The sequence below is a fragment of the Neobacillus sp. C211 genome (assembly GCF_051842875.1).
Taxonomy (GTDB): Bacteria; Bacillota; Bacilli; order Bacillales; family Cytobacillaceae; genus Neobacillus.
Map to the genome: position 1 here is coordinate 85,076 of NZ_JBPXRO010000020.1, position 24,992 is coordinate 110,067.

At 36.4% G+C, this 24,992-nt stretch carries 18 protein-coding genes; all 18 read right to left on the reverse strand.

The window, feature by feature from the left end; all coding sequences use genetic code 11:
- Position 1: 1 nt before the first annotated feature.
- Complete coding sequence (locus ACSU6B_RS18640) at positions 2 to 1,258, reverse strand: amidohydrolase family protein (RefSeq protein WP_410887531.1); 1,257 nt, start codon at positions 1,256 to 1,258, stop codon at positions 2 to 4.
- Positions 1,259 to 1,398: 140 nt separating this feature from the next.
- Positions 1,399 to 2,682: an ABC transporter substrate-binding protein gene (locus ACSU6B_RS18645; protein ID WP_410887533.1), complete on the reverse strand. Its 1,284-nt coding sequence runs from the start codon at positions 2,680 to 2,682 to the stop codon at positions 1,399 to 1,401.
- Between the two features lie 210 nt (positions 2,683 to 2,892).
- Positions 2,893 to 3,786: a carbohydrate ABC transporter permease gene (locus tag ACSU6B_RS18650; protein WP_410887535.1), complete on the reverse strand. Its 894-nt coding sequence runs from the start codon at positions 3,784 to 3,786 to the stop codon at positions 2,893 to 2,895.
- Positions 3,787 to 3,844: 58 nt separating this feature from the next.
- A complete protein-coding gene (locus ACSU6B_RS18655) occupies positions 3,845 to 4,726 on the reverse strand; it encodes a carbohydrate ABC transporter permease (RefSeq protein ID WP_410887537.1) in 882 nt (293 codons plus the stop codon).
- Positions 4,727 to 4,854: 128 nt separating this feature from the next.
- A complete protein-coding gene (locus ACSU6B_RS18660) occupies positions 4,855 to 5,874 on the reverse strand; it encodes a LacI family DNA-binding transcriptional regulator (protein WP_410887539.1) in 1,020 nt (339 codons plus the stop codon).
- Positions 5,875 to 6,305: 431 nt separating this feature from the next.
- Positions 6,306 to 6,944: a YesL family protein gene (locus ACSU6B_RS18665; protein ID WP_410887541.1), complete on the reverse strand. Its 639-nt coding sequence runs from the start codon at positions 6,942 to 6,944 to the stop codon at positions 6,306 to 6,308.
- 29 nt (positions 6,945 to 6,973) lie between these two features.
- Entirely contained in the window at positions 6,974 to 8,287 is a 1,314-nt protein-coding gene (locus ACSU6B_RS18670) for an amylo-alpha-1,6-glucosidase (protein ID WP_410887543.1), read from the reverse strand.
- Position 8,288: 1 nt separating this feature from the next.
- Complete coding sequence (locus ACSU6B_RS18675) at positions 8,289 to 10,730, reverse strand: alpha-mannosidase (protein WP_410887545.1); 2,442 nt, start codon at positions 10,728 to 10,730, stop codon at positions 8,289 to 8,291.
- 265 nt (positions 10,731 to 10,995) lie between these two features.
- Complete coding sequence (araA, locus tag ACSU6B_RS18680) at positions 10,996 to 12,480, reverse strand: L-arabinose isomerase (protein ID WP_410887547.1); 1,485 nt, start codon at positions 12,478 to 12,480, stop codon at positions 10,996 to 10,998.
- A 123-nt stretch (positions 12,481 to 12,603) separates the two neighbouring features.
- Positions 12,604 to 13,299, reverse strand: coding sequence for an L-ribulose-5-phosphate 4-epimerase (araD, locus tag ACSU6B_RS18685; protein WP_410887549.1), 696 nt, complete (start codon positions 13,297 to 13,299; stop codon positions 12,604 to 12,606).
- Positions 13,293 to 14,987, reverse strand: coding sequence for a ribulokinase (gene araB / locus ACSU6B_RS18690; protein ID WP_410887551.1), 1,695 nt, complete (start codon positions 14,985 to 14,987; stop codon positions 13,293 to 13,295). The genes araD and araB overlap by 7 nt, the downstream gene beginning before the upstream one ends.
- 333 nt (positions 14,988 to 15,320) lie before the next feature.
- On the reverse strand, positions 15,321 to 16,649 hold the full coding sequence (locus ACSU6B_RS18695) for a glycoside hydrolase family 30 protein (RefSeq protein WP_410887553.1): 1,329 nt from the start codon (positions 16,647 to 16,649) through the stop codon (positions 15,321 to 15,323).
- The gene (locus tag ACSU6B_RS18700; protein ID WP_410887555.1) at positions 16,646 to 18,682 is read right to left on the reverse strand and encodes a beta-galactosidase; all 2,037 of its coding nucleotides are present in this window, start codon (positions 18,680 to 18,682) and stop codon (positions 16,646 to 16,648) included. Before ACSU6B_RS18700 ends, ACSU6B_RS18695 begins: the two co-directional genes overlap by 4 nt.
- 46 nt (positions 18,683 to 18,728) lie before the next feature.
- Positions 18,729 to 19,553, reverse strand: a complete 825-nt coding sequence (locus ACSU6B_RS18705) for a carbohydrate ABC transporter permease (RefSeq protein ID WP_098930746.1) — start codon at positions 19,551 to 19,553, stop codon at positions 18,729 to 18,731.
- On the reverse strand, positions 19,550 to 20,479 hold the full coding sequence (locus ACSU6B_RS18710; protein WP_410887567.1) for a carbohydrate ABC transporter permease: 930 nt from the start codon (positions 20,477 to 20,479) through the stop codon (positions 19,550 to 19,552). Before ACSU6B_RS18710 ends, ACSU6B_RS18705 begins: the two co-directional genes overlap by 4 nt.
- 114 nt (positions 20,480 to 20,593) lie before the next feature.
- Positions 20,594 to 21,871 (reverse strand): ABC transporter substrate-binding protein, encoded by a 1,278-nt coding sequence (locus ACSU6B_RS18715; protein WP_410887557.1) that lies wholly within the window; start codon positions 21,869 to 21,871, stop codon positions 20,594 to 20,596.
- A 101-nt stretch (positions 21,872 to 21,972) separates the two neighbouring features.
- A complete protein-coding gene (locus ACSU6B_RS18720) occupies positions 21,973 to 23,046 on the reverse strand; it encodes a response regulator transcription factor (protein WP_410887559.1) in 1,074 nt (357 codons plus the stop codon).
- Entirely contained in the window at positions 23,046 to 24,857 is a 1,812-nt protein-coding gene (locus tag ACSU6B_RS18725; protein ID WP_410887561.1) for a sensor histidine kinase, read from the reverse strand. Before ACSU6B_RS18725 ends, ACSU6B_RS18720 begins: the two co-directional genes overlap by 1 nt.
- Positions 24,858 to 24,992 lie beyond the last annotated feature (135 nt).

A 24,992-nucleotide genomic window follows, 5' to 3' on the forward strand; every position in this document is an offset into this window, starting at 1 on the left:
ATCACACCTTTAGTTTGTAAAGTTCAATCAAGTTTTCTCTAAAAATCCTTCTAGCAAACTCTACTGCTTCTTTTTCTGTTAACATTTGATCTTGCACTTTCTCTACTAAGACGTCACCCACAATTTTTCGGGCAAGCTTTTGGTGTGCATAAGTTCCTTCAATAAAGTTGTAATCCCCACCAAAACCGAAAATTTTGTTTTGGGGAACCATTTCAATCATTTGATGAAGTATTTGCTTGGCAATTGTTGGAGAAATAGCATACACCCAAGTCAAATCTGCATAAACATTCGGATAATTTTTTACAATACTCAAATACTCCTGGTGGTACGGGATACCACAATGTAAAAGAACAAAATCAGCCTCAGGATATGCTGCCAGAAGCGGAATAAGATCCGTTACCTTCGAGTTTGTAATAATATTTCCATTACCCGAAACACTCGTTTCATGGTGTCCCGTATGAATTTGAATTGGTAATTCATATTTGATCGAGCATTGGATAATGTGATGAATTAAGTAATCTTGTAAAACGACCAATTCTTTTTGCGACATGGGTTCATTTATAATAGAAGAAAGCAGGGCATTAAAGCATTGTTCAGCCTCATGGAAGGTTGGCTTCATCGTTTTCAGCGTCCTCCAATAGGCATGGCCTAACTTAATAGCAACCATTCCTTCTTTAACAAATTTATATAATAAGGCATCAACTGTATGAAGATAATCCTGGAATGTTTGAACATTCTCTCCAGTATGTCCTTCAATGACTTGAACATCCTTAATTGTTCTCAAATTAAAGGCATAGTCCAAAAACATGACGGGACGAAAAAGGGAAAAATCAACATTGGTTGTAAAAGGTAATGTAATGGCTAAATCAATTCCCGACTTTTCATTTAGAACCCTCTGATACCATGTATCATCATTTGTAGCGGCTAATACTTTTTCATTTAAAGCTAATATGCCATTAACAGACCAGTCATCCATTCCAAATAAATCGTGTACCGCTGTTTTTAATAATCGTGCATAGGTAGTATTTTTCGTTTTTTGATAATAAAGCAAAAATTGCTCTGCTTTCTCTTCCACACTTAATTTTGAGTTTTCGCTTAAAATTCCACGTTGCATCCCCGCGGTGATTAAGTCTGAATCTAAATAATGAAGAAGACCAAAGAAATCTACTTTATTTTTCTTTCGAATCTCCATTGGATCAATGTGTTCATGTCCATCGATGATGCGAATTTTGTTAATTTCTTCATGTATACTACTCATGGTACTGCTCCCTCCAAAGATAAAGGATGACTCAAAAGAATTCGCCCCCCTCTCTATCACGCCAGAGTGATTATTTCTTCTGGCGTGGCAGGGGCTGCCATTTCATTTTCAAGTCATCCTTTTCTTAAACAAACAACTAATTAGTCAACTTTAAGTTCAGGGAATGTATTCTTAACTTCTTTTTTGAAGTTCTTAATTACTTCCTTAATATCAGCATTATTTTTGACGCCTTGACCTGCAACTTTTCTCCAAATACTTAACACTTCTTCACCATATTTGTCTGACTTATAGCCAGGAATATCTTTAACGGTTTCGTAATATGGCTTTAAAATATTTTGATCGCCAAACATCGGAGATTTGAATGTTTCTAAGTTGTCTTCATATACAGATAAAAGTCCTGGCATATTGCCTGTTGCTTCTAAATTGTGCTGTTGCCATTCTTTACTTGCAATAAACTCAATAAATTTATAAGCTAAATCTTTATTAGGAGATTTTTCATAGATTGAACGGTATGTTCCACCCATGTAAAATCCTTTTGGAGTTCTAGCAACACCAAACTTATCTTTCGCCTTATCATCTTTGTTATCAACCATGAAGCTTGCCCATGCTGGCATTGCTGATAAAACAACACTTCCATCATTAATGGCATTACCCCAGCCTGCAGAGAAGAATTCTAATTTCGCGTCCACATCATTATTAAAAATTTCTTTTTGTAATTCATAACTTTTCTTCCAAGCGGAATCGATTGTTAATTTTCCATCCTTTACCCATGGCTTTGTATTATAAGCTTCCATGTTATAGATATCGCCATAATGGGAAATTAAATGAACTTTTCCATTGCTGTCTTTATTTACTTTCTTACCTAATTCAATAATTTTGTCATAAGAATCGACCATTTCAGAAATTTTTTCTGGGTCATCTGTTCCTAAATATTTTTTTGCATTTTCTTTGATATACCAGAATCCGCCTGGTGAAGAATGATCTGAAATCGCTTTAACGTCACCCTTAGCATCTCTTCCTAAAGCTTGTACATAGGGAACATAATCTTTCACAAGATCTTCCGCACCCATATCAGAAAGGTTTGTTGCATACTTTGAATTGATAAACTTATCAATATATCCTCTTTCTAAGTCAAAAATATCTGGGACATCTTTACCTGATTGAAGTACATTTAAAAGCTTTGTTTTATATTGATCACCAGGGAAGATTTTCACTTCCACTTCAGCATCCGGATATTTTTTCTCAAATTCTTTTGCCATGTCTTCAACTTGACCAAAGAATGTCCAAATGGTTATTTTACCTTCAACTTTATTGTCATTACTTTTTTTAACTGTACTTGATGCAGTCTCATCTTTTTTCGAACATCCCGCAAATAAGGATAAGACAAGGACAGCAGCGAATAGGATTGGAAGTATTTTTTTCATTATGGAATACAGCCCCTTTTTTTGATATAATGAAGGTCTAATGTTTTTCTTATCGTCCTCTTTAAGTGGCTAAGACCGTCAATTCTTTTACACTTAAACGTGAGGATAAGGTAAGCTTTTCTTCAGTGAGGGTTCATTCCTTCACTGAAGGATATTTTTGATCATGATGTATTTTACTGGACATCACCCCAATCAAGTGGTCACTATTATTTATCCTTTTAATGCTCCTGCAGTAACACCACTAATAATCTTTTTAGAAACAATAGAGAAGAAGATTAAGATTGGTATAACTGAGATAACAATTCCTACATACATTGCCCCAAAATCAGTTGAGAACTGAGACTTAACACTTGCAATCATTACTGGTAATGGCTGCAAGTCATTATCGAAAAGAATAATCATCGGTGTTAAGAAGTCATTCCACTTGCCAATGAATGAAAAGATTCCAAGAGTTGCCACAGCTGGCATTAATAATGGAAGCACCAACCGATGGAATATTTTAAGTTCACCACACCCATCTATTCTCCCTGATTCCAGAATTTCTGTCGGAACACTGGAATCACACATTTGTTTCATAAAGAAGATCCCAAACGCGTTTGAAATAGATGGAAGAATGATTGGCCAATAGGTGTTCAACATATTAAAGGAATCCATAAGCTTAAAAAATCCGATAATTCCTAATTGCCCTGGAATCATCATTGTTCCTAGGACGGCCATGAAAAGAATATTTTTACCTTTGTAGTTGAATTTTGAGAATCCATAGCCTGCCAGCGCTGAGAAGTATAAACTTAATATGGTTGATGTAACAGTTATAAACACTGAATTAACAAAGCCTCGCCAAATTGGTACTGTATCCAACAACCGATTATAGTTATTTATAAACTCAGTGCCTGGAAGAAGTAATAATTTCCTGGCAATGTCTGAATTTGCGTGGGTTGAAGTGATCATCATACTATAAAAAGGCAGCAGACAGGTCATTGCGACTATTATCAAGAATACATATATCGCGAATTTACCTAACAATTTTTTAATATTTCTTTCTTTTATCGTTTTACTTTTACCTAATGAAATACTATTGTCAGCAATACTATTACTAGCTTTCATAAAGGATCCCCTTTCTTCTAAGCGGAAAGTCTCCTACTTTTTAAAGTAAAAAGTCATTTTACTGTTCAACTTTATTCATTTTTGAAAACTTAATAGATATTAATGAGAAGATTAATATTATGACAAAGATTGCGTAAGCGATTGCTGCTCCATAACTATAATCAAAGTTTTTGAAAGCTGTTTGGTATAAATACATAACCATTGTTAGTGTTGAGTTATCAGGGCCATTACCTAACATTAATGGTGCGTCAAATAATTGCAGACCACCGATAATCGAAGTAATAAAGGTAAATAACAGTACCGGTTTTAACAAAGGCAAGGTAATTTTTGTAGCGATCTTCCAGCGTGAGGCTCCATCCACTTCAGCCGCTTCATATAATTCAGGGGATATGGATTGAAGTCCGGCGATAAATACTAAAAGATTGAATCCAAAGTATTGCCACATAATTACTCCTGCAACAATAAGCCTTGATAACCATGGACTATTTAACCAATTCACTGGATCGTCAATAAGCCCGATCCCCATCAATAACTTATTAACACTCCCCGTTTGCCAGTCAAACATTAAACTGAACAAAACCCCTAATGTTATAGGTGTTACGATATGCGGAAAATAGTAGACTGCTCGAAAGAAATGTTTCCCACGAATAAATTTTTCATTGAGAATCATCGCTAACAGTAGCGAAAGTACCAATTGAGGAACAATGGAAAGAATCCAGATAATTAACGTGTTCCCAATTGACTTAAAAAAGAAAGTATCGTGCAGTAATCGTGAATAGTTTGCTAAGCCCACAAAGACTGGGTCGGAGAAACCATCCCATTTTGTAAAACTTAGATAGAGTGAATATATGATTGGCGCTAAGCCAAAAACTAGAAATGAAATGAAAAATGGAACCACAAAGTAGAAACCGTATTGAGATTTATTAATAGAATTTCTCATATTTTCACAGCCTTATATTCTTTTTTGTTACATCATTGAACATGTGTGTTTTTCAGGAGTCATCTCCTATGTAGTAAACCTATCAATCTATTTTTCAACCAAATCGATTGATTTTTCTCTTGTTGAACTTAGTTGGATATTGGCACAGATATTTTTCTGCATGAATCGCGAATAATTAGTTTTGGTGTTAATAGATGTCGTTCAGAAAAATATTCGATCTTATTTTCCATTCTATTAAATAGTTCAATCGCTGCTTTTGTGCCCATTTCCATAAATGGTTGTTTCACTGTTGTCAATGAAGGATAAACCCAGCTTGATAGTGTAATATCGTCAAATCCAGTAATCGAAAAGTCGGTTGGGACGTTATATCCTCGTTCCTGAACCGCTCTTAATGCTCCAATCGCTGTTTCATCGTTTGAAGCAACAACGGCAGTGAAGTCTCCAGAATTTAATAATTGATTCATTGCCAGATATCCATCCTCATTTGACCAATCTGTCGAAACAATCAAATCTGTTTTAATATCTAATCCTAATAGTTCCATTGTTTCAAGATAGCCAGCTAAACGGCATTTTGTTGCCGCAGCATCTGAAGGTCCTGAAATATAAGCGATTTTTCGGTGGCCAATTCTATTAAGATATTTCACAAGCTCAGAAATACCGTAATAATTATCAACATCAACAGAGACTAAACCATCCACACCGGCAGAATCCCCAAAGACAACAACCGGGCAATCAGATTCCGCTAATTTCAATAAATCCTCTTTATCCCTTTTCCTGAAGCTGATTAAGATAATTCCGTCAACATGACCTTCATAATATAGATTTTGAAAATAAGATTCCTTGTAGTTATAAGAAGTCATACTGTAGAAAACACAATTAAAACCCTTTTCCTTTGCCACCTCTTCAATTCCTCTGAAGATCATCGGATAAAACATGTTCGTAATACTGTCAACGACAATCCCAATGGTTTGCGTTTTATTTACAACCAATCTTCTTGCATTTTCATTACGATGATAGTTCAATTCTTTAATAGCCTTTTTTAGCGCTTCTTCTGTTTCTTTTTTTACTGGCTGGCCATTTAAATAACGAGATACTGTACTTTTTGAAGTATTGGCCAATCTAGCAACATCTATAATCGTAGAGCTCATGTTTAAACCTCCTCACCCTTGCAAGAAAATTGGAACGTTCCCAATATAATGCAAAATTTTTTTAAAACTATTAAACATCTATAACATTGATCCTGGTACGGCTCACTCTACCGTTTTGAAACGATCGTAGAAACAGCAAATCTCATATAGTTATTACCATCCTATCGATGGACTAACAGAACTACCAACAAGTAGGCAAGATGATAAACCCAATTACCATCTATAGAAACCGTTTACATTCAGTCGAAAAAATTTTTATTTCACCTTGCAACTGATCCCTATACAGTGTAATTCAATAGGCTTTAAGAAATAGCCCATTGAATTACACTTCACTTATCGGGAACGTTCCCAATTTGGTGCTAAATACTATCTAATCAAATTGTAAGCGCCTGTCTATCTTTTGTCAAACGAAAATATATAATTTTCAGATATTATTTCTCGTCATTTTCATCCTTTATTGAAGAAGGCATTCTAGCAATCGTCCGATATATATACCACATCCAGATATAACTAATAATACTACCGCTAAAAAACAGAAAAAGAGCCGGTACTTTCATTGATAAAAAATAGAATAAATAGGTGATGATAAATAATCCTGCTGTTTTGAGTGGTGAGGCAAGACTAAATAAAAAACTATATTTTATATAGGCAAAAAACCTATATTCAAAGTGAACGAAAATCGGGAAAAAATAGATACATGTCGTGATAAATAAATAAGCAATCAATAATGTCATTATTTTCAATATCGTGCTGCCAATAGATACACCTATCGCAAAGTAGTGATAATCAAAATACAATAACCATCCAATTGCTGCTAGTATCAAACCAAGTCCATTTACTTTAAAAAATTCTATTTTATAGTTTTTCCAGAATGTTTTAAATACGGGTGTATCCACTTCTCCTATTACCCATTTGCGGATAACAGAAAACATAGCTGCTGTAGCGGGAAAAATCCCAAATACCCCTAACCCTAGTATCGTAAAAGCAATCCATAACAATTGGAGATACGCAAATTGCATGATCAGTTCGGTTATCCGATAGATAAACTGATGTATTCCTCTAGTTTTCATTGATCATCACCCTTTAAATATTTGGAGAATTAAAAATTACACCACTCATGCTCAGTATTAAAAATATTAACCTTTTGATTTTTCACAGCATTCTCAGCAAACAGATACATCGCTGCCGACCACGATTGGCCTGCATACCCCATAGGTCGTCCTGATTGTCCATGAAACCACTCATTAAATTCCCATTCATCCTTCTTACCTGCTTTATTCATCTGAGCTAATTTCCCTATTTGATACTCTGCCTCCTCAAACCTTTTGGCCTGGATTAGCGCAGCAACATAGAAACCGCCAATAAATGGCCATGATCCGCCGTTATGATAATGATGCGGCAAATTAAGATTTCGAACCCGATAGTAATCCCGCCAATCCTTTTCACCTTCGCGAATCGCTGGATACAAGGCTTGTACCGGATTAGGCTCATTGATTCCGCAACCATGGATATAATCCAATATTTTATTTGCTTTATCTTCATCAGCAATTCCAAAGACAATCGCCAGTAAGTTTGCGAGTGTATCAAATCGGTCAGCATAATCACGAAACCCCATATATGGTAAATAAAATGGTCTTTCCACTAATTCCGTTTCGACGCGCTTGATTGGATATATCCATTCTTTCCGTTCTTTTTTAACCCAATCCATTTTCTCCTGATTTTCTGGGGTTATCCACAAAAGGATATTAATCTTCTTTTTTACATCCTTAGCATTGTCATAATAATAGCTTGAAGGAATATCTAGCGCATCTGCCATATGTCCCATGCACTTCCATGCAGCAGCATATAAAACATTATCAAATAGAACATTATAGCGGTTTGCAAATAAATCAGCCCAGTCCATTGCTTCGTGAACTTCCAATAAACCGCACTCATTTGAATCTTGATATCGAAGCCATAGCAATGCCCTTTCTAAATTGCCCCACCATTTTTGTAAAAACTCTTTGTCCTTCACTTCCATATAGTACGAGTAATGGCCAATGATATACCAAATGTTGCCGTCAACACACCCTGCATGAATGGAATCTTCCACAGCTTGACCGTTTTCACCCTCATTCTCTAATTTACCACCGTGTGCGATTAAAGCTGGGTCAGCAACATTCGGAAATCCAACATTATGTGGAATTTTTCCTAGTTCACTTTGGATACGACCCAATGTTTCCAATGACCTGCGGTGCACCATCTGCCCCATGTCATTATCACAAACTAAAAGACCAAGTCCACAGATCATACTGTCTCTTGCCCAGACTTGTTGGTAAGCGGTACTTGATCCGAGCAGACCAAGCTCTCCCCCGTTCTGTAACAGAATTTTCTCAGCTTTTTCTCTTCCTATTTCAACTATTTTAGTTTCCATCTCAAAGTTCCCCCCCTAGATTTTCAATTAAATTTGTTTCATAAATTGGCTCTTCAGGATTTTTCGGGATGCATAATGTTTTGATTTCCAATGGCCCAAAGTGCAGTTCGAATGATCTACCCCAGTTTTTCAATTCTATTTTTGCAACCGTTTCTGCATTATTCATTTCAAATAAACGAATAATCAAGTCATCATGATTCTCGGCTTTCTTTAAAGCAGAAAGAATAATGTTTGATTGATTAATCGAAATAAATGAATCTTCTTGCGGCAGTGAACCCTTATGGTAGGTTTCAATAATCAATTGCGGTTTTTGATTTAATTCTAGTGCATGCTTTACAGTTTCAGCTTCTTCCCAACTGTTTTCATGTGGTAACAATTGATACGTAAAAGTTTGAATCCCTTGATCAATAATCGGGTAGTCTTCGTCCTTGTCAGGGATAAATGGTGCATGGTGTGCATAGATTGGGCTCCTTAAAACCGTTAAGTTGATCGTGTTTCCTTTCACATCGACCCCATATTTCCCGTCATTAAGAATGCTTAGGCCGTAAATATCTTCCCTGTGTTTGCTGATTGTTCCCGTTATATCAATCCAATTTTGCATTGGTTTTTCGTTTCCATCCGACTCACGAGAAGTATGCCCAAATGGAATTTCATAGGTGGCATTCCTCTGATTAAAACTTACAGGAAACTTGATTTTTAACGTTTGATAGCTTTCTTGCCAGTTTACTTTTACTTTGACTTCAATCTTATTGAATTGTTTATACATGATAAAATCTTGAACTATCATTGAAGATTGAAACTTTGATGTCACCCGGATAACGCCTCTTACCGGTCCTTCTTCAAGCTTCTTAATTCGAACGGGCTTGAATTCGCCTGCAAACTCATCAAATCGCAGTGTCCCATGTCCCCATGTATCAGAAGAATCATTCATTACAACAGGAATAGCTGCGTCATTCTTAAATACTTCAATTTGCTTGACTTTGTCAAATAAGCTGCTAATTCCACCGGAATCTGGATCAATAACAAGCCTGAAGCGATCGTTTTCCATTTCACAGTCTGTTACTTTTACTGTATCAAACTCATTTGCAGGCTTAACCGCACGAAGTTTATAGGTGCTATAACCTAGTGGCGGAAGCGCTGCCAAAAATACCACTCTTTTTCGATTTGGAATTTTTGCTACGGGATCAATAATTTGGTATGGTATTTCATTCCCATTTACATCTTCGATTATGAACTCTTCTGGAAGTAAGTAATTTACAAACAACCCATCCTCAAGTTCAACATTCACCTTCACCGGCCATGAATGTGGATTAAAGATAACGATTGGCTTCATGCCTTTTTCTTCTTCAATATCAATATTCCAACTCAATGATTGTAAAGCGTAATTCATATTTCTTGAAGAGATGCTGATTGATTCCCCATATAAATCTCTTGCATCATCATACGCTGATTCAATGCTTGTTCCTGCTAAAATATCATGAAACTGATTAAATAAAATCCCCTTCCAAGCTTGGTTCATATCCTCTGGGTATACTTGTCCGGTTGTCCAGTTTGCAATCGATGAAAACTTTTCAGCCATAATTGTAAGATTCTCAGAATATCTATTTAGCTTTTTTACTTCCGAATGAACAGAATAACAACCAACGGCATGGTGGAGCAGGTCATCATGAACAACAGGAAGCTGGTCCTTCAGGCTTTCCACATGGTAGAAAAAGTCATTCGGTGAGCTAAAGACAAGATTTGTATCTTCGATCGATCCATTTAATTTTTCAATAATCTCAAGGTTTTCCTTGGTCGGTCCACCCCCGTGATTACCAACACCATAAAAGCACATTAAGTTGTTAAAAGAATGTTTCAGCTCTGTTTTGCAATGCATTATATGGTTTTCGAGATGGTCAAATGTACAATACTCAAAAGGAATACGAAAGGCTTTTACCCGCGAACCATCCTTAGATTCCCACAAAAACAAACGGCTTGGAAGTCCTTTTTCCTCTGGCCCCGGTCTCATAAATACGTAGGAATCCATCCCTGATTTCTTTAATATTTGCGGAAGCATTCCATTATGTCCAAAGCTGTCAACATTGTAGCCAACCGTTGCAGTCACACCGAACTTTTCTTTAAAATAATTTTGACCAATTAAGCCTTGGCGGACAAATGACTCACCACTAGGAATATTACAATCTGGTTGGATCCACCAACCGCCACAGATGATCCATCTGCCTTCTTGAATCCTCGCCTTGATTTCCTCAAACATCTTCGAATCATTTTTTTCAATCCATTCATAATAAGCTGCTGAACTGGATGTGAAAATAAAATTCTCATATTCTTTCAAACGATCGAGTGCCGAACGAAATGTCGCCTTCACTTCTTGAAAGCCTTCCTGCCAGCGCCAAAGCCAAACGGGGTCTAGATGGGCATTTCCAATCATAAACATATTCTTCATATAGAATTTCCTCCTGATTGATTGATAATCTTAGTTGCATTACTTTTATGTTTTTCAGTTTTAACTGCCTCTAGTAATCGCAAAAACAACGCTTACATTTTATTTACTTACGATTGGATTTATTATAGCATCTCAATCTTTGTTTGTGTACCCAATAAACTAAGTATTGTAACTTATTCACCCCTAAGGAAGCGTTGGCACTATTTAAAAAAATAAAAAAGACAGGAGGAGCTTCAAACTTAGAGCTCCTTCTGTCTTTTTTTAATTAACGATAAATAATGTCATTCCAACGTAATTCGTTATTGAATGCATTTGTGTTCGTGTCATTATTAATAACAACCATTTCGATTCCAGCTAGTTCTGCAAAGTCTCTTAGTTGTTCTGTTGTTACTTTATATGAGAATCCAGTATGGTGGGCTCCGCCAGCTTGGATCCAATTCTCAACAGCTTGACTTAAAGATGGCTGAGTTGTCCATAATACTCTAGCAACGGGGAGATTAGGCATATCTTTCTCTGGCTGCACTGCATCCACTTCATTTACTAGGAGACGAAAACGATGTCCAAGGTCAACAATGGAGGCATTTAAGGCCGCGCCGCCTCTTCCATCAAATACAATTCTCGCAGGATCTTCTTTACCGCCGATTCCAAGCGGATGTACCTCAATTTTCGGTCGAGTAGCTGAAATAGATGGGCATACCTCAAGCATATGGGCACCAAGTACCATTTCATTTCCTGGCTCAAAATGATATGTATAATCTTCCATGAAGGATGTCCCTTCATTGCCTGCAATGATTTTCATCAATCTTACAAGCGCTGCTGTTTTCCAGTCTCCTTCACCAGCAAAACCATAGCCTTGTTCCATTAAACGCTGAGCGGCAAGACCAGGAAGTTGGTTTATTCCGTGTAAATCTTCAAAAGTGGTCGTAAATGCAGTATAGCCACCCTCAATTAGGAATGCTTTCATACCAAGTTCAATTCTTGCCTGATAGCGGATGGAATCTCTAACTGGACCATCAGTAAGTCCTTCAGGAGTAATATCATATTGGTCTTCATATTCAGCCATTAACTGATCAATTTCTTGTTCCGTTACATCATTCATGCGTTGAACTAAGTCACCCACTCCGTAACCATTAACTGTCCAGCCAAATTTGATTTGCGCTTCTACTTTGTCACCCTCTGTTACTGCTACTTGGCGCATGTTATCACCAAATCTCGCAACCTTTAAGTTTTTGCTTTCCTCAAAAGCAACTGCTGTTCTCATCCAGCTGCCAACACGTTCTTTAACATCTTGGTTTTCCCAATGACCTACAACAACCTTACGCTTTACTTTTAGGCGGCTGGCGATGAATCCATGCTCACGGTCGCCGTGTGCGGCTTGATTTAAATTCATGAAATCCATATCGATAGAATTCCATGGGATATCACGGTTAAATTGAGTAGCTAAATGTAGATAAGGCTTTTGAAGGGCAGACAGACCTGCAATCCACATTTTTGATGGTGAGAATGTATGCATCCATGTAATAATTCCTGCACAATTTTCATCTGCATTGGCCTCTAGGATCAGTTTGCGGATCGAATCAGAATCCTTTACTACAGATTTAAAAACTAATTTATAAGGTACAGCAGAATCGTCGTCCAAACCATTTACGATAGTTTTTGAATTCTCTTCTACTTGTCGCAGTACATCTTCTCCATATAATAATTGACTTCCTGTTACAAACCAAAATTCATAAGCTTTTGTAGTTAACAAGGTAATTCCTCCTAGAGTAAATGAAATATATTTTTATATCAGATTAATTATGAATATTTTATTATTAGTCATCCGTACAAGTTACCTCGGAAAGAGTCATAAAATTGTTGCTGTCTCTACTGCCTACTTTTGGCCGTAATAGGCATTCACACCATGTTTGCGAAGATAGTGCTTATCTAGCAGAAATTGGTCAATAGGTTTCATTTGTGGATTAAGCTTGAACGTGTTTAACGCCATTTTTGCTACTTCCTCTAAAACAACCGCATTGTGAACAGCCTCGTTTGCATTTTTCCCCCAGCTAAAAGGAGCATGGCCTGATAATAAAACTCCAGGCATTGATAGGGGATCAAGTCCTTCTTTTTCAAAGGTTTCAATAATTACATTACCTGTTTCAAGTTCGTATCCACGTTCAATTTCCTCTTGGGTCAAGGTACGTGTACAAGGAATTGCCCCATAAAAGTAATCAGCATGCGTCGTTCCAAGTGCAGGAATTGCTTGCCCTGCCTGAGCCCAGCTTGTAGCCCATGGTGAATGAGTATGAACAATTCCGCCAATTTGACTAAAAGCCCGGTACAGTGCAAGATGAGTTGGAGTATCAGAAGAAGGTCTTAATGTTCCCTCTATGATTCTTCCATTTAAATCTAAAACAACAAGATCATCTATTTTCAACTCTTCGTAAGGAACACCACTTGGCTTAATAACAACAAGACCTTGCTCACGATCAATCCCACTTACATTACCCCAAGTAAAAGTTACCAACCCATGTTCTGGCAGTTGCAAGTTAGCTGCTAAAACCTCCTTTTTTAATCGTTCTAACATACAGTTTCCTCCCTTTTTTCCAAGGAGCTTTCTTTTTTAATCTTTTTCAAGGTTTTCATGACATTGTTTTCACCTCTGCCAAAATAATCATAAAGGCGGGCATATTCGTTGAAAAGTTGATCATACACTTTTGCATTAGCTTTAATTGGCTGGTAGATGTAATCTTTTACACTGCCCATATCTTTGGCAGCATCTGTAATGCTGTCGTAACCGCCGCGGTCTTTTCCTGCTGCGACTGCACCAAACATCGCTGATCCAAGAGCAGGTGTTTGTGAAGAAGCAGAAATCTTAATATCCATATTTAATACATCCGAATAAATTTGCATCATCATCGCATTTTTCTCAGCAATTCCTCCAGCAGCATAAACCTCATTTACTGGAACTCCATTGTTGCGGAAAGTTTCAACAATCATTCGTGTACCGTAGGCTGTTGCTTCAATTAATGTACGATAGATTTCCTCTGGCTTTGTTAAAAGAGTCGCACCTAGGAGAACACCTGTAAGATCCGCGTCAACCAGAGTAGAGCGGTTACCGTTCCACCAATCTAACGCGAGGAGGCCGCTTTCACCAACTTGTAATTGATTTGCTTTTTCTGTTAATAGGTGATGGATGTTTACTCCTTTTTCTTCTGCTTCTTCGTGGTAGCTTGCAGGGACACAGTTTTCAGTAAACCATTCGAAATGGTCGCCTACACAGGATTGACCTGCTTCATACCCCATAAATCCAGGGATTACACCATCCTCAACCACACCACACATACCCGGAACAATCTTTTCTTCTTCACCTAGCAAGATATGACAAGTTGAGGTTCCCATAATCATTAACAATTTACCTGGCTCAGTAATACCTACTGCTGGGACGGCAACGTGAGCGTCAACATTAGCGACAGCTACTGCTGTACCTAGATTCAAACCTGTTAACTTTGCCGCTTTTAAAGTAATTTCCCCTGCTTTAGACCCAATTGGGACAATCTTAGTTGATAGTTTTTCTTCGACTACATTTTCCAAACGTGGATCAAGCGCCTTGAAAAATTCATTGGATGGGTATCCCTCTTGTTTATGCCAGATAGCTTTGTATCCAGCTGTACAACTGTTTCGATTTATTTCTCCTGTCAACTCAGAAATAACCCAATCTGTCGCCTCTAATATTTGGTCAGCTGCTTCATAAATTTCAGGTGCTTCATTTAAAATCTGCCATACTTTTGGCAGCATCCATTCAGAAGAAATCTTTCCGCCATAACGCTGTAAAAACTTTTCTCCGCGCGCTTCAGCAATTTCATTTAAGCGATTCGCTTCATCTTGAGCTGCATGATGTTTCCAAAGCTTTACATAGCTGTGAGGGTGGTTCCTAAATTCCGCATTGAAACACAATGGTGTTCCATATTCATCAATTGGGAGGACCGTACAAGCAGTAAAGTCAATCCCTAAGCCGATTACATCATCAGCAGAAATTTCCGCTTTCTTTAACACTTCTGGAATAGTAACCTGTAATACTTCAAGATAATCATTCGGATGCTGCAAAGCCCAGTCATGTTCTAACTTCGTGATCCCATCAGGTAAAAACTCATCCATTACCCCATGAGTATATTCTTTTACAGCAGTGGCTACTTCTTTACCGCTCCCAACCTCAACAAGCACAGCTCTTCCTGATTGCGTTCCATAATCTACTCCTATCGTATACTTAGCCATTAAATTCACCTGTCCTTTAGAATACGTTTACAAAACTAGTTTCTATTTAATTTATTCTATAAAAATATAATTCTATTTTTCATTTTTTATGCGTACAAGTTTGAAATAAGAAACTTGAAATCCTTATTATTAATCCTTACAAGATATCCGAAAATCCCCCACTTGTACGTATAACTTTAATTAAATTTTACCACCTATCTGATTTTTTTCAATGCTATTTTGTAATTAATTCATTATTTCTTGAAAAAAGTTATTAAATTTTGAAGAGAATATAAAATGAAAAAACACCCTATTATGATCAATTTCTGAAATCATAATAGGGTGTTTTTTCACTTAAAATACGAATGTATTAAATGAAGAAGGTTCTAATGTAACTTTATATCTTTCAATTCCTTCTCCGATACAAAGTTCACGTTGATTTTCAAACGGATTTGAAATAACAACTATTCTTGAGCCATCCGGATTTCTAAATGCAACTGCATTTCCGGTCCATGGACCATTTGTTTCAATCCTAACCGCACCAGGTTTAATAAAATGAGAGAAATGCTTCATCACATAAAACTCTGGATTACAAATGACTTCCTGTGTTTCAGGATCGACTGTAATCATAGAATTTTGTTCCCATCCCCAAGTGCTTCGGCCAAACGGTTCCAAGACCATGTTCCAATAAACATAAGAGTTTGCACCATTCACGAAGTAATGTCGAAACAAATTATAGACGTATTGAGCATATTCCCACGTGTTTTTTCCATCTCCACATTCATTTTCTGTCTGCATGTAACGTAGTTCTGGATAGCTTTGGACTGTTTGTTGTATGGCATACTTTCCTGCCCATTGATAGCCGACACCTTTAATGTATTTATAAGCCTCAGGGTCACTTAGGACCGTATTTGCCAGTTGATCATAATCAGATGCTGATTTTTGAAATAATTCATTGACAATTCCATTAATGGTTCCTAGCCATATTTCCGTGTTTAGTCCATGTCGTTCAAAAGCTGGACCTAAATAATCAGAAATGAATTCACGAAGCTGCTCGCCGGTCCAAACACATGAAGGAAATTTCTGATCAGCAACCACTTCGTTTTGGACATGGATTTGGTCAATCTTAATACCCTCTTGTTTGTAAGCCTCTACAAACTTTACAAAGTATAAAGCATACGCCTCCAAAACTTCCTTTTCCCAGCGCAGTTTTCCATAATTGTATGCTTTAGGGAACTTCATCCATGTTGGAGGGCTCCATGGGGATGCGAACAATTTCATGTTAGGATTACGTTTCAACGCTTCTTTTATAAATGGAATCAAATACTGTTGATCCCTTTCGATATTAAAATGCTCCATATGATAATCATTATCTACTTCGTTGTGACTATACCATTCTAGTGCGTAGTCACTTGCCCCAATTGGAAGCCTGCAGATTTCGAACTTACATTCACCATTTGGATCAAACAATGCATCATACACTTTAGTTCTGTCTTCTTCTGTCAAATGTTGGAGAGCGGTAAGTCCCAATTCATTAAAGCAGCCGCCAAAACCATCTATAGTCCGTCCAATCTGATCCGTCAGGGTCAAATTGAGTGAACCTGATTCGGTTTGAAAAACCGTCGTCTCTTTCCAACCACCTAGCTTTGTTGTTGAAAACCAATGAATTTGCTTGTTATTCATTTTAGTAGTTTCCTTTCTTCCGCCTCTTGGTCTTCCTCGATAATGATAACTCCCCAAGGTTCTAAATCCATTGTTTCACCTATATTCACTGCTCTTTCTGTCAACAGTTCCAAACCTTCGTTATGGGGATACTTAAAGACTTTCGTTTCATCAGAATAATTAAAGTAATAATGAAGCATCTTGCCATTTTGATTGATTCCAGATTTAATGATTAATGGAAAGGCTAAATCTTGGTTTACTCCCCATAAGCCAGCCTTTTTAACAGCCTGTTCAAGTACTTTTTTCATAATGACTGCACTTGGTATACAACCAATGTAGGTTGTACTACCCATACCGTATTGATTTTCAGTGATGGCAGCATATTTACCCCATTGTGGGTGGTCATAGTAAGCAAGAACCTCTGCGGTTGTTGGCGTAATTAGCTCCATCCATGTTTCCACAAAATTATTTTCTTCGCCTACCTGAAAAGGATCATTTCTTAGTGAAACATTTTTCGGCTCAACAAACATATTGTAATAAATACCACAAGCTTCATTTATGATGCCTGGTTGATGTGAAGTTCTTACCTTAACATTTTCATCCGTAAAACCACTCTTAAAGGTATAAACAATATGTCCGCCGTTTTTAATAAATTCGTTTAATCGTTCTAATAGATTATTGGAAGCAGTATACAATGCGGGTACCACTAACATCGAATAGTCCCCAAGATTTTCACTAGTTGGATTCAAAAAATCGCAGCCAATATTCAATTTGTATAACTCATCATACATCAGTCGAACAATGTCATTGTAGTTCTTAGAGGTTGATTGATTAAATTTAAACCAATTTAAGGCGGTTAACGACTCATTGCTAACTAGAATCGCAACTTTATTTTTTTTCTTTAAGTTAACTAGATGTGGAGAAAGTCTTTCGAAATCCTTTCCAATTGTCTTCGCTTCATTGTATACAGGATTGGGTTCAAAATCATGACTTAATAAACCTTTCCAATATGTTTCAAAAGAGTTATGGATGGAATGCCAATGCCAGTAGGCTACCATATTTGCCCCAGAAGCAAGATGACTAAATGCCTGCAATCTTAGTTGACCAGGGTATGGAGTCCAGTTAGTAAAAGCTTGAGCCTCTGTTTCTATTACTAAATAATTCTTTCCCTTTGTGGATCTGGCAACATCGCCTCCAAAGGAAATTTCAATTCCTGTTAGATCGTCTTGTGAAGGATGGTAAATATCCACTCCGGTTATATCGAAGGCTCTTGAAGCTTCAAAGTGGTCTACATTCGGTTGGATTCCGTAGGAGTATCCTCTCCATTCAAAGTCAAAATTTTGTGTGACAAACTGACTGGAATGCTTATATTCATTAACAATGGATACTTGCCAGCTAAGGAAATCAGTGACTAGCTTTCGTTGAAACTTAGAAAACTCCGATCCAAGGCTGCCATTAATAGTTCCAACAACGGAGGGAAAGTCCTCCCAGCTGTTTATCCGGTTGCTCCAATAATCGAGACCAAATTTCTCATTTAGACTTTCAATTGTCTTGAATTTCTCCTTCATATATTTTACGAATAATAGTTGGACATTCGGTCCTGCTGTATTATAATGCTTCGTTTCATTATCTGTTTGGTAACCAATTACCGCAGGATGATCTTTTACATGACCAATCAACTTTCGGATGATTCTTTCTGAATAAAAAAGATAGCTAGGATTGGTAATATCCATAATCTGGCGAGCGCCATATCGGCCTGGTCCATTTGGCGTTACCGCTAACACATCTGGGTGTTCCTTGACCATCCAGGTGGGAACAGCATAGGTTGGTGTTCCCACAATAACCTTGATTCCAGCATTGTGCATCGCATCAAGAACCCGATCCACTGATGTAAAATCGAAAACCCCGTTTTGTGGTTCATGGGTACTCCAGGTCGATTCGGCAATCCGAACTACATTGATTCCAGCATCCTTCATCATCTGAATATCTTTATCTAAACGGTCGTATGGCATGTATTCATCGTAATATGCTACCCCATATAACAATTGTTGCATTAGGTAAACCCCTTCCAGTTAATCTATTAATCATTTGCTTTATTAATTATTTAATAGCTCCATCTGCTATTCCTTTAAGAATGTATTTTTGGAATATGGCGTAAAAGACAATGACAGGAAGGGCCGTGATAATAAGCCCGGATAGAATTTTTGGCCAATCGCTGTTATATTGACCGAATAACATGTTTACCGATAACATTAATGTATAATTATTTACATCGGTAAGCATAATCATTGGCAATAAGAAATCGTTCCATAACCATAGGACATCTAAAATAAGGATGGTTGCAGTAATAGGTTTTAAAAGAGGAAATATAATTTTTGTGAATATTTGGAAGTCGTTGCAACCATCAATTCTTGCTGCTTCCTCAAGTTCTTTCGGAATCGTTTTAACAAATCCATGATATAGAAATATCGCCATGTTAACCCCGAGGCCAATATAAATAAGGCCCAATCCGAATGTGGATCCCTGTACGGACAACCCCTTTGCTACTTTTGTTAGCGTGATCATTATGGAGTGAAATGGAACAAGCATTGATGCTAGGAATAAGGTAAACAAGAAGTTGCTCAATTTACCCTTTGTTCTTGCTAGTTTATATCCAGCTAATGAACCGCAAATAACAATTCCTGCCAGCCCGATAACGGTAACAATTATGGTATTCCAAGCACTATTGAATAAATCTAACTCTTCGAATATTCCTGTATAATTTTCAAAATGTAATTTTGTAGGGAGCTTCATAACAGATGTAAAAATCTCCCCTTGTGATTTAAATGAATTGATGACAGCCATGTATATTGGAAAAAATGAAATCGCCGCAAAAATTGCCAAAACTAAAGTTGTACCAATAGAAACCAGTTTCTTTTGCATTATGCTTCCACCTCTTTCTTTTTCAACACTTTTACTTGAATTAGCGTGATGACCAAAACAATCAAGAAAAGAATCATCGCTTTAGCATTCGCATAACCATATCTAAAATTATTGGAAAAGGCTTCTTCATAAATATTCAACGCCATAACCTGTGTCGATCTTCCAGGCCCGCCTGCAGTAAGTGCATAAACTACATCAAAAACTTTAAAAGCACCATTTAATGTTAAGAAAGCGCAAATCGTTATTGCATGCATGATCATCGGAATCGTCACGTGGAAAAGTCTTTGAATTGGATTTGCACCATCAATCATAGCAGCCTCTTTTAGGTGTTGCGGAACTCCTTGAAGCGCAGCCATGTAGATAACCATCATATAGCCAATCCCATGCCATAAGGACACGATAAGAATGGAGTAGAAGGAAACGTTGGCATCACCAATCCATCCCTGATCAAGAAATGATAATACAGCCTTTTTGGATAATTCCGGTAGGACGTTGGTAAAAATAAATGAAAACATGAATGCACTAATTATCAAACTCAACATATTAGGCATAAAAAAGATGGTTCGAAAAAAAGCTTTTGTTCTAACTCTAGTTTCAATGAATAAGGCGAGAAGCAACGCAATCACGTTCTGAAAAACAAACATGAACGCTGTATATTTTAAAGTGAAGAAAAAAGAATGGCGAAATGCAGGGTCATCTTTAAAAGCTTCTATATAATTGCTTATTCCAACAAAGTTATAGGTTTGAGATAGAGCAGTCCAATCTGTAAAACTATAGAATCCCGCTCCAATCATTGGAATCAACAAGAATACAGAATAAAATAGAAATGCAGGTAGAACAAATAGGATTAAACTAATGGAACCTTTATGTTTTTTTAGATTTAAACCACTTTTAGAGCTTACTTTAGATTGTACTTGTTCAATAGCCATTTCACCGTTTTGCTTATTTAACTGCGACATTACCTAACACCTCACTGACATTGTTGTTTTGGATAATGATAAAGACAGCTGTAAGCTGCCTTTATCATTCACTGAATTTAAAATTTACTTATTATTTTGGTTGAATTGGTCCCAAGCACGGTCCAAGCCTTTGATGACATCCTTCTGAGATGCATCCCCCGCAAAATAACTTTGTAGTAATTTCTGTGACTCGTCTTTTACAGCAATCGGAATCGGAGGATCTTGGTAAGCCTTTCCTTGAGATACATATTCAGTTGAATCCTTTAACCAAGGAAATGGTTCAAAGGTATGTTTGCTAGAGACAGCATTAAACCCGAGGCTTTTATAAAATTCACTAGAATCTTTATCATCCAAAATATAATTGATTAAATCCTTTGCTACATCTTTATGTTTGCTCATTTTTGATACTGCAAGAGATGTTGATGTTGAAAGGTTTATTTGTGTCGTTGCTGAATCATCATTGACTGGAAGTGGAGCAACGCCAAATTCAAAGTCCTTGTTTGTTTTTAAAATCGAATCTGCCATCCATGGACCTTGGATCCACATCGCAGCTTTACCGTTAGCAAAGTCTGCCGCTCCTTGATCTTGTCCGTTCTCAAAGGCACGTTTTGTGCCATTAGAGTTAGATAAATCCATAATTTTAAACATATCTTTTAACGCGGAGAAAGAGCCTTTTCCTTCATTCATTTCCTTAATAAAGTCAGGATTGTCCTTCGCTTGAGCTGCACCTACTGCTAGCGGTAAAAATAACTGAGGAATATACGCATCTTTATAAGTTAACAAAAATGGAGTTACATTTTTTTGCTTTAGTGTTTTAACAACTTGTTCCATTTCCGAATATGTTTGTGGTAATTTTATATTTAAGTCTTTAAAGATTTTCTTGTTGTAAAGATATCCCCATTGAAGTGTCTCCAAAGGAACCGCTACAACCTTACCATTACTTGTTATCGCTGGTTTGACCGTATCAAACACTTTGTCTACGAAAGGTTCATTTGATAAATCCTCAAGATAACCTGCTTTATCGTAAATAGGTATATCATTGATTGCATGCAGAGCAAATACGTCAGGGCTATCACCAGATGCCATCCTGGTTTTTAATAATTGTGCTGCCTGATTAACACTTGGTAATTCCAATTTGATTTCTACATTAATACCTTTTTCCTTTTTCTCTTTGGCTACAAATTGATCCAAGTATGTTTGATACTGCTGCTTAAAACGTGGTTGTCCAATAAATACTTTCAGTTCAACATTTTTTTCGGCCTTTGATCCATTTTCGTCAGAAGCTGTTTCCTTAGAATTACAACCTGCTAACAAACCGATAGCTAGAATAAAGATTAGCAAAGATGATAACGCTTTCTTCATTTTTCGTGACCCCCCTGAATAATATTTAAAGCATACTTTTATATTAATCGCCCCTCTAGAATTTAAATATTGAAAATATTAGCGCTTACATTTGGACTTTTTTAACCTTGTCTCATTTCACCTGGTGAAGTTTTGAAATATTTCTTGAAGACCCGATAAAAGTAAGAGATATCTTCATAACCAACCATCTGGGCAATACTCTTGATTTGAAACTCCTTACCTTGTAGTAATTTTTTTGCATATTCCATACGACGGCTGACGATAAATTCGGTGATATTACATCCATAAACATTTTTAAATGTTTTACTCAAGTATTCTTTACTTACAAAAAACTTGTTAGCTAAGACCTCTAAAGATATATCGATATCTGCAAAGTTCCGTTCTATATATTCTTTAATTTCCTCCAAGTTTAACTTGCTCTTCCGCTTATTTATATCAATCATATACTCGATATAGCGTTTTCCTAAATCTTGTTGCTTCTTCATAACTCTATCAAGGGAAAGGTCAAATTCACTATTTAGCTCCCCATTATTTTCAAAAACCTCGTGAACATTAAAGTTATTTTTTATCATTAGTTCTTCTAAAGTAAGAATAAATTCATGCTCAATCTTTGCAATTACATTGCTGTCAACCCCAGTCACTTTTTTAAATTCATTAAAATAATGGTGAATGACATTTTCAAAGCCGTCAATATTTAATTCTTGCAAAAATGAGGTAATTGTTTTTTTGTATTCCATAATTAAGGCGGAGATATCTTTGCTAGAAAAAGATATTGGCTTATAAAATTGTGTCTGTGAAGAACTTTTAATTTCGTTGATACACTTTTCTAGCGCTAGATTTAATTCTTCTGCATTGATTGGTTTCAGTAAATATTCATTAACCCTCGAACGGATTGCCTGGCGCATAAAATTAAAATCGTCATACCCACTTGCCACAATAAGTTGAACCTGTGGGAAACGGTCTGCCATGATTTGAAGCAGCTCCATACCGTCAACTCCAGGCATCTTCATATCCGTGATGACAATATCAGGAGACCTCTGTTCAATTAGCCTTAATCCCTCTTGTCCATCCCCAGCTTCCCCAATTATTTCAATACAATATTGGTCCCATTTTCCAAATTGCTTAATCGTTTCTCTTGTCCATTTTTCATCGTCAACAATTAATATTTTAATCATTAATTACCCTCCATAGCTATCTTAGCGGGAATCCGAATTACCACTATTGTTCCTTTTCCGACGGTACTTGAAATATCAAGACCATAATCATTACAGAAATACAATCGTATCCTTGCAGCAACGTTTTTAATACCTATACTTCCTTTTGTATTTAAAGAATAGGGAATTCCTTTCATTTGCTCCATAAGGTCATCTAATTTTTCCTCAGGAATTCCAACTCCATTATCCGTAATGGTAATTTCAATATCGTCAAAAACTTTTTGAACATCAATCGATAGTTTCCATAATCCCTTTTTTTGTTCAAATCCATGATTAAAAACATTCTCTACTATTGGCTGAATCGTTAACATTGGAATCGTGTAACCCTCTGTACCTTCTTCAATGTATAAATCAGTCTGTACCTTCCCCTCAAAACGCATGTTCTGAATATATAGGTAATTTTTAATATGTTCTATCTCACGGTCAATTAAAACCATGTTTCCTTGCTTTCCTGTTATATAACGAAACATATCACTCAATGCACTTATAACCGAATAAATCTCATTAGCTTTATGAGTCACTGCCATTCCGCCTACCAGCTGAAGGGTGTTGTATAGAAAGTGAGGATTGATCTGTGCCTGCAATGCCATAAATTGTGCGTTTCGTGTTTCTATCTCACTTTTGTACTCTTTATTAATTAACTCATTAATTCGGAAAACCATCGATGAAAATCGTTTTTCGAGCAATCCAATTTCATCTATACGCTCTGTTTCAATACTAACATTAAGGTTGTTTTCTCCTACTTCATTCATAGCATTTACTAACTTAATGATCGGCTTTGTCGTTCTTACTGATATAACAATCGATAAAATAACCGTAAGCAGAATCGAAAGAGCACTAATAATTATTCCAACGATAAGCGTTTTCGTGACTCCATTCAAAAGCATACTTTCAGGAACCACCTTTACAATGGCCACTTTATTGTTGAAAGCCTTCTTAAAAAATACATATCCTTTGTTCATTTTTAGATAGGATATATTTTTCTTACTATCATTCATTTGTTTGACGATTTTTTGAAAATCAACAGATGTTTTTTTACCTAGTTTAGGATTGTATAGAATATGCCCCTGACGGTCTATCACAAAAACAGAACTTTCCGGTTCTGATTCCAGCATCTCAATGACACTATCGATTATATTCCAATTCATTTCCAGAGATATTCCACCAACAATTTTTCGATTCTCAAATCTTATGATACTTCTTGTAAGGGAAAAACCTTGATTCGGCAGTTTGCTTTCAAAACTATAATTCGGACGAACCCCTAAATTACTCCAGGTAGTCCCATTTAGTTGATTAATCTTGGATACTTTAAAATCTGCCTCTTTTATGGAGTAGACTGTCTGGCTTTCTTTGGCATATATCGAAACAGCATTCACATGTTTATTCCCATAGTAAATAGAAAATAACTTATCCTGGATATAAGCCAGCGTACTAAAATTTAAAGGAATATTTTCATCATTAATCTGACTAATACTTGGTATTAATTTTTCATCTATTAAACTTGCAAACAAAATATTGTCACTCTCTGTTAACTTTTCATCCAAATATTTTCCTGCTAAATTAATTCTCGCCTCATTTGAATTTACTACTTCCTTTTCAAAATTACTTTGTGAAACATTTATTGAAAAAATGATCAGAATTAGTAATGGTAAAATCATGACAGAAAGCATTAGGAGCATAAGTTTATAGCGGATATTACTTGCTATTTTACGAAAAAGATTTTGATGTATGTACATCCAAAAAGCATTTAGTGCCTTCATAAATTTCAGCATTCATTTTCTTTCCTTTTCAATAAATTTATAACTTATTTTATATTATTTTATATACCAACTTAACTTTCAAATAGGGGTTTGTCAAAAGGATTTTAATACTTGGTGTACCAAACAAAAAAAGACAGAAGGAGCTTC

Excerpts from the sequence above, each read along its gene's own strand:
- ACSU6B_RS18725 (WP_410887561.1), bottom strand. The coding sequence starts at position 24,857 with ATGCTGAAATTTATGAAGGCACTAAATGCTTTTTGGATGTACATACAT.
- ACSU6B_RS18675 (WP_410887545.1), bottom strand. The coding sequence starts at position 10,730 with ATGAAGAATATGTTTATGATTGGAAATGCCCATCTAGACCCCGTTTGG.
- ACSU6B_RS18655 (WP_410887537.1), bottom strand. The coding sequence starts at position 4,726 with ATGAGAAATTCTATTAATAAATCTCAATACGGTTTCTACTTTGTGGTT.
- ACSU6B_RS18700 (WP_410887555.1), bottom strand. The coding sequence starts at position 18,682 with ATGCAACAATTGTTATATGGGGTAGCATATTACGATGAATACATGCCA.
- ACSU6B_RS18720 (WP_410887559.1), bottom strand. The coding sequence starts at position 23,046 with ATGATTAAAATATTAATTGTTGACGATGAAAAATGGACAAGAGAAACG.
- araD (WP_410887549.1), bottom strand. The coding sequence starts at position 13,299 with ATGTTAGAACGATTAAAAAAGGAGGTTTTAGCAGCTAACTTGCAACTG.
- ACSU6B_RS18650 (WP_410887535.1), bottom strand. The coding sequence starts at position 3,786 with ATGAAAGCTAGTAATAGTATTGCTGACAATAGTATTTCATTAGGTAAA.
- ACSU6B_RS18710 (WP_410887567.1), bottom strand. The coding sequence starts at position 20,479 with ATGGCTATTGAACAAGTACAATCTAAAGTAAGCTCTAAAAGTGGTTTA.
- ACSU6B_RS18660 (WP_410887539.1), bottom strand. The coding sequence starts at position 5,874 with ATGAGCTCTACGATTATAGATGTTGCTAGATTGGCCAATACTTCAAAA.
- ACSU6B_RS18645 (WP_410887533.1), bottom strand. The coding sequence starts at position 2,682 with ATGAAAAAAATACTTCCAATCCTATTCGCTGCTGTCCTTGTCTTATCC.
- araB (WP_410887551.1), bottom strand. The coding sequence starts at position 14,987 with ATGGCTAAGTATACGATAGGAGTAGATTATGGAACGCAATCAGGAAGA.
- ACSU6B_RS18670 (WP_410887543.1), bottom strand. The coding sequence starts at position 8,287 with ATGGAAACTAAAATAGTTGAAATAGGAAGAGAAAAAGCTGAGAAAATT.
- ACSU6B_RS18695 (WP_410887553.1), bottom strand. The coding sequence starts at position 16,649 with ATGAATAACAAGCAAATTCATTGGTTTTCAACAACAAAGCTAGGTGGT.
- ACSU6B_RS18640 (WP_410887531.1), bottom strand. The coding sequence starts at position 1,258 with ATGAGTAGTATACATGAAGAAATTAACAAAATTCGCATCATCGATGGA.
- ACSU6B_RS18715 (WP_410887557.1), bottom strand. The coding sequence starts at position 21,871 with ATGAAGAAAGCGTTATCATCTTTGCTAATCTTTATTCTAGCTATCGGT.
- ACSU6B_RS18665 (WP_410887541.1), bottom strand. The coding sequence starts at position 6,944 with ATGAAAACTAGAGGAATACATCAGTTTATCTATCGGATAACCGAACTG.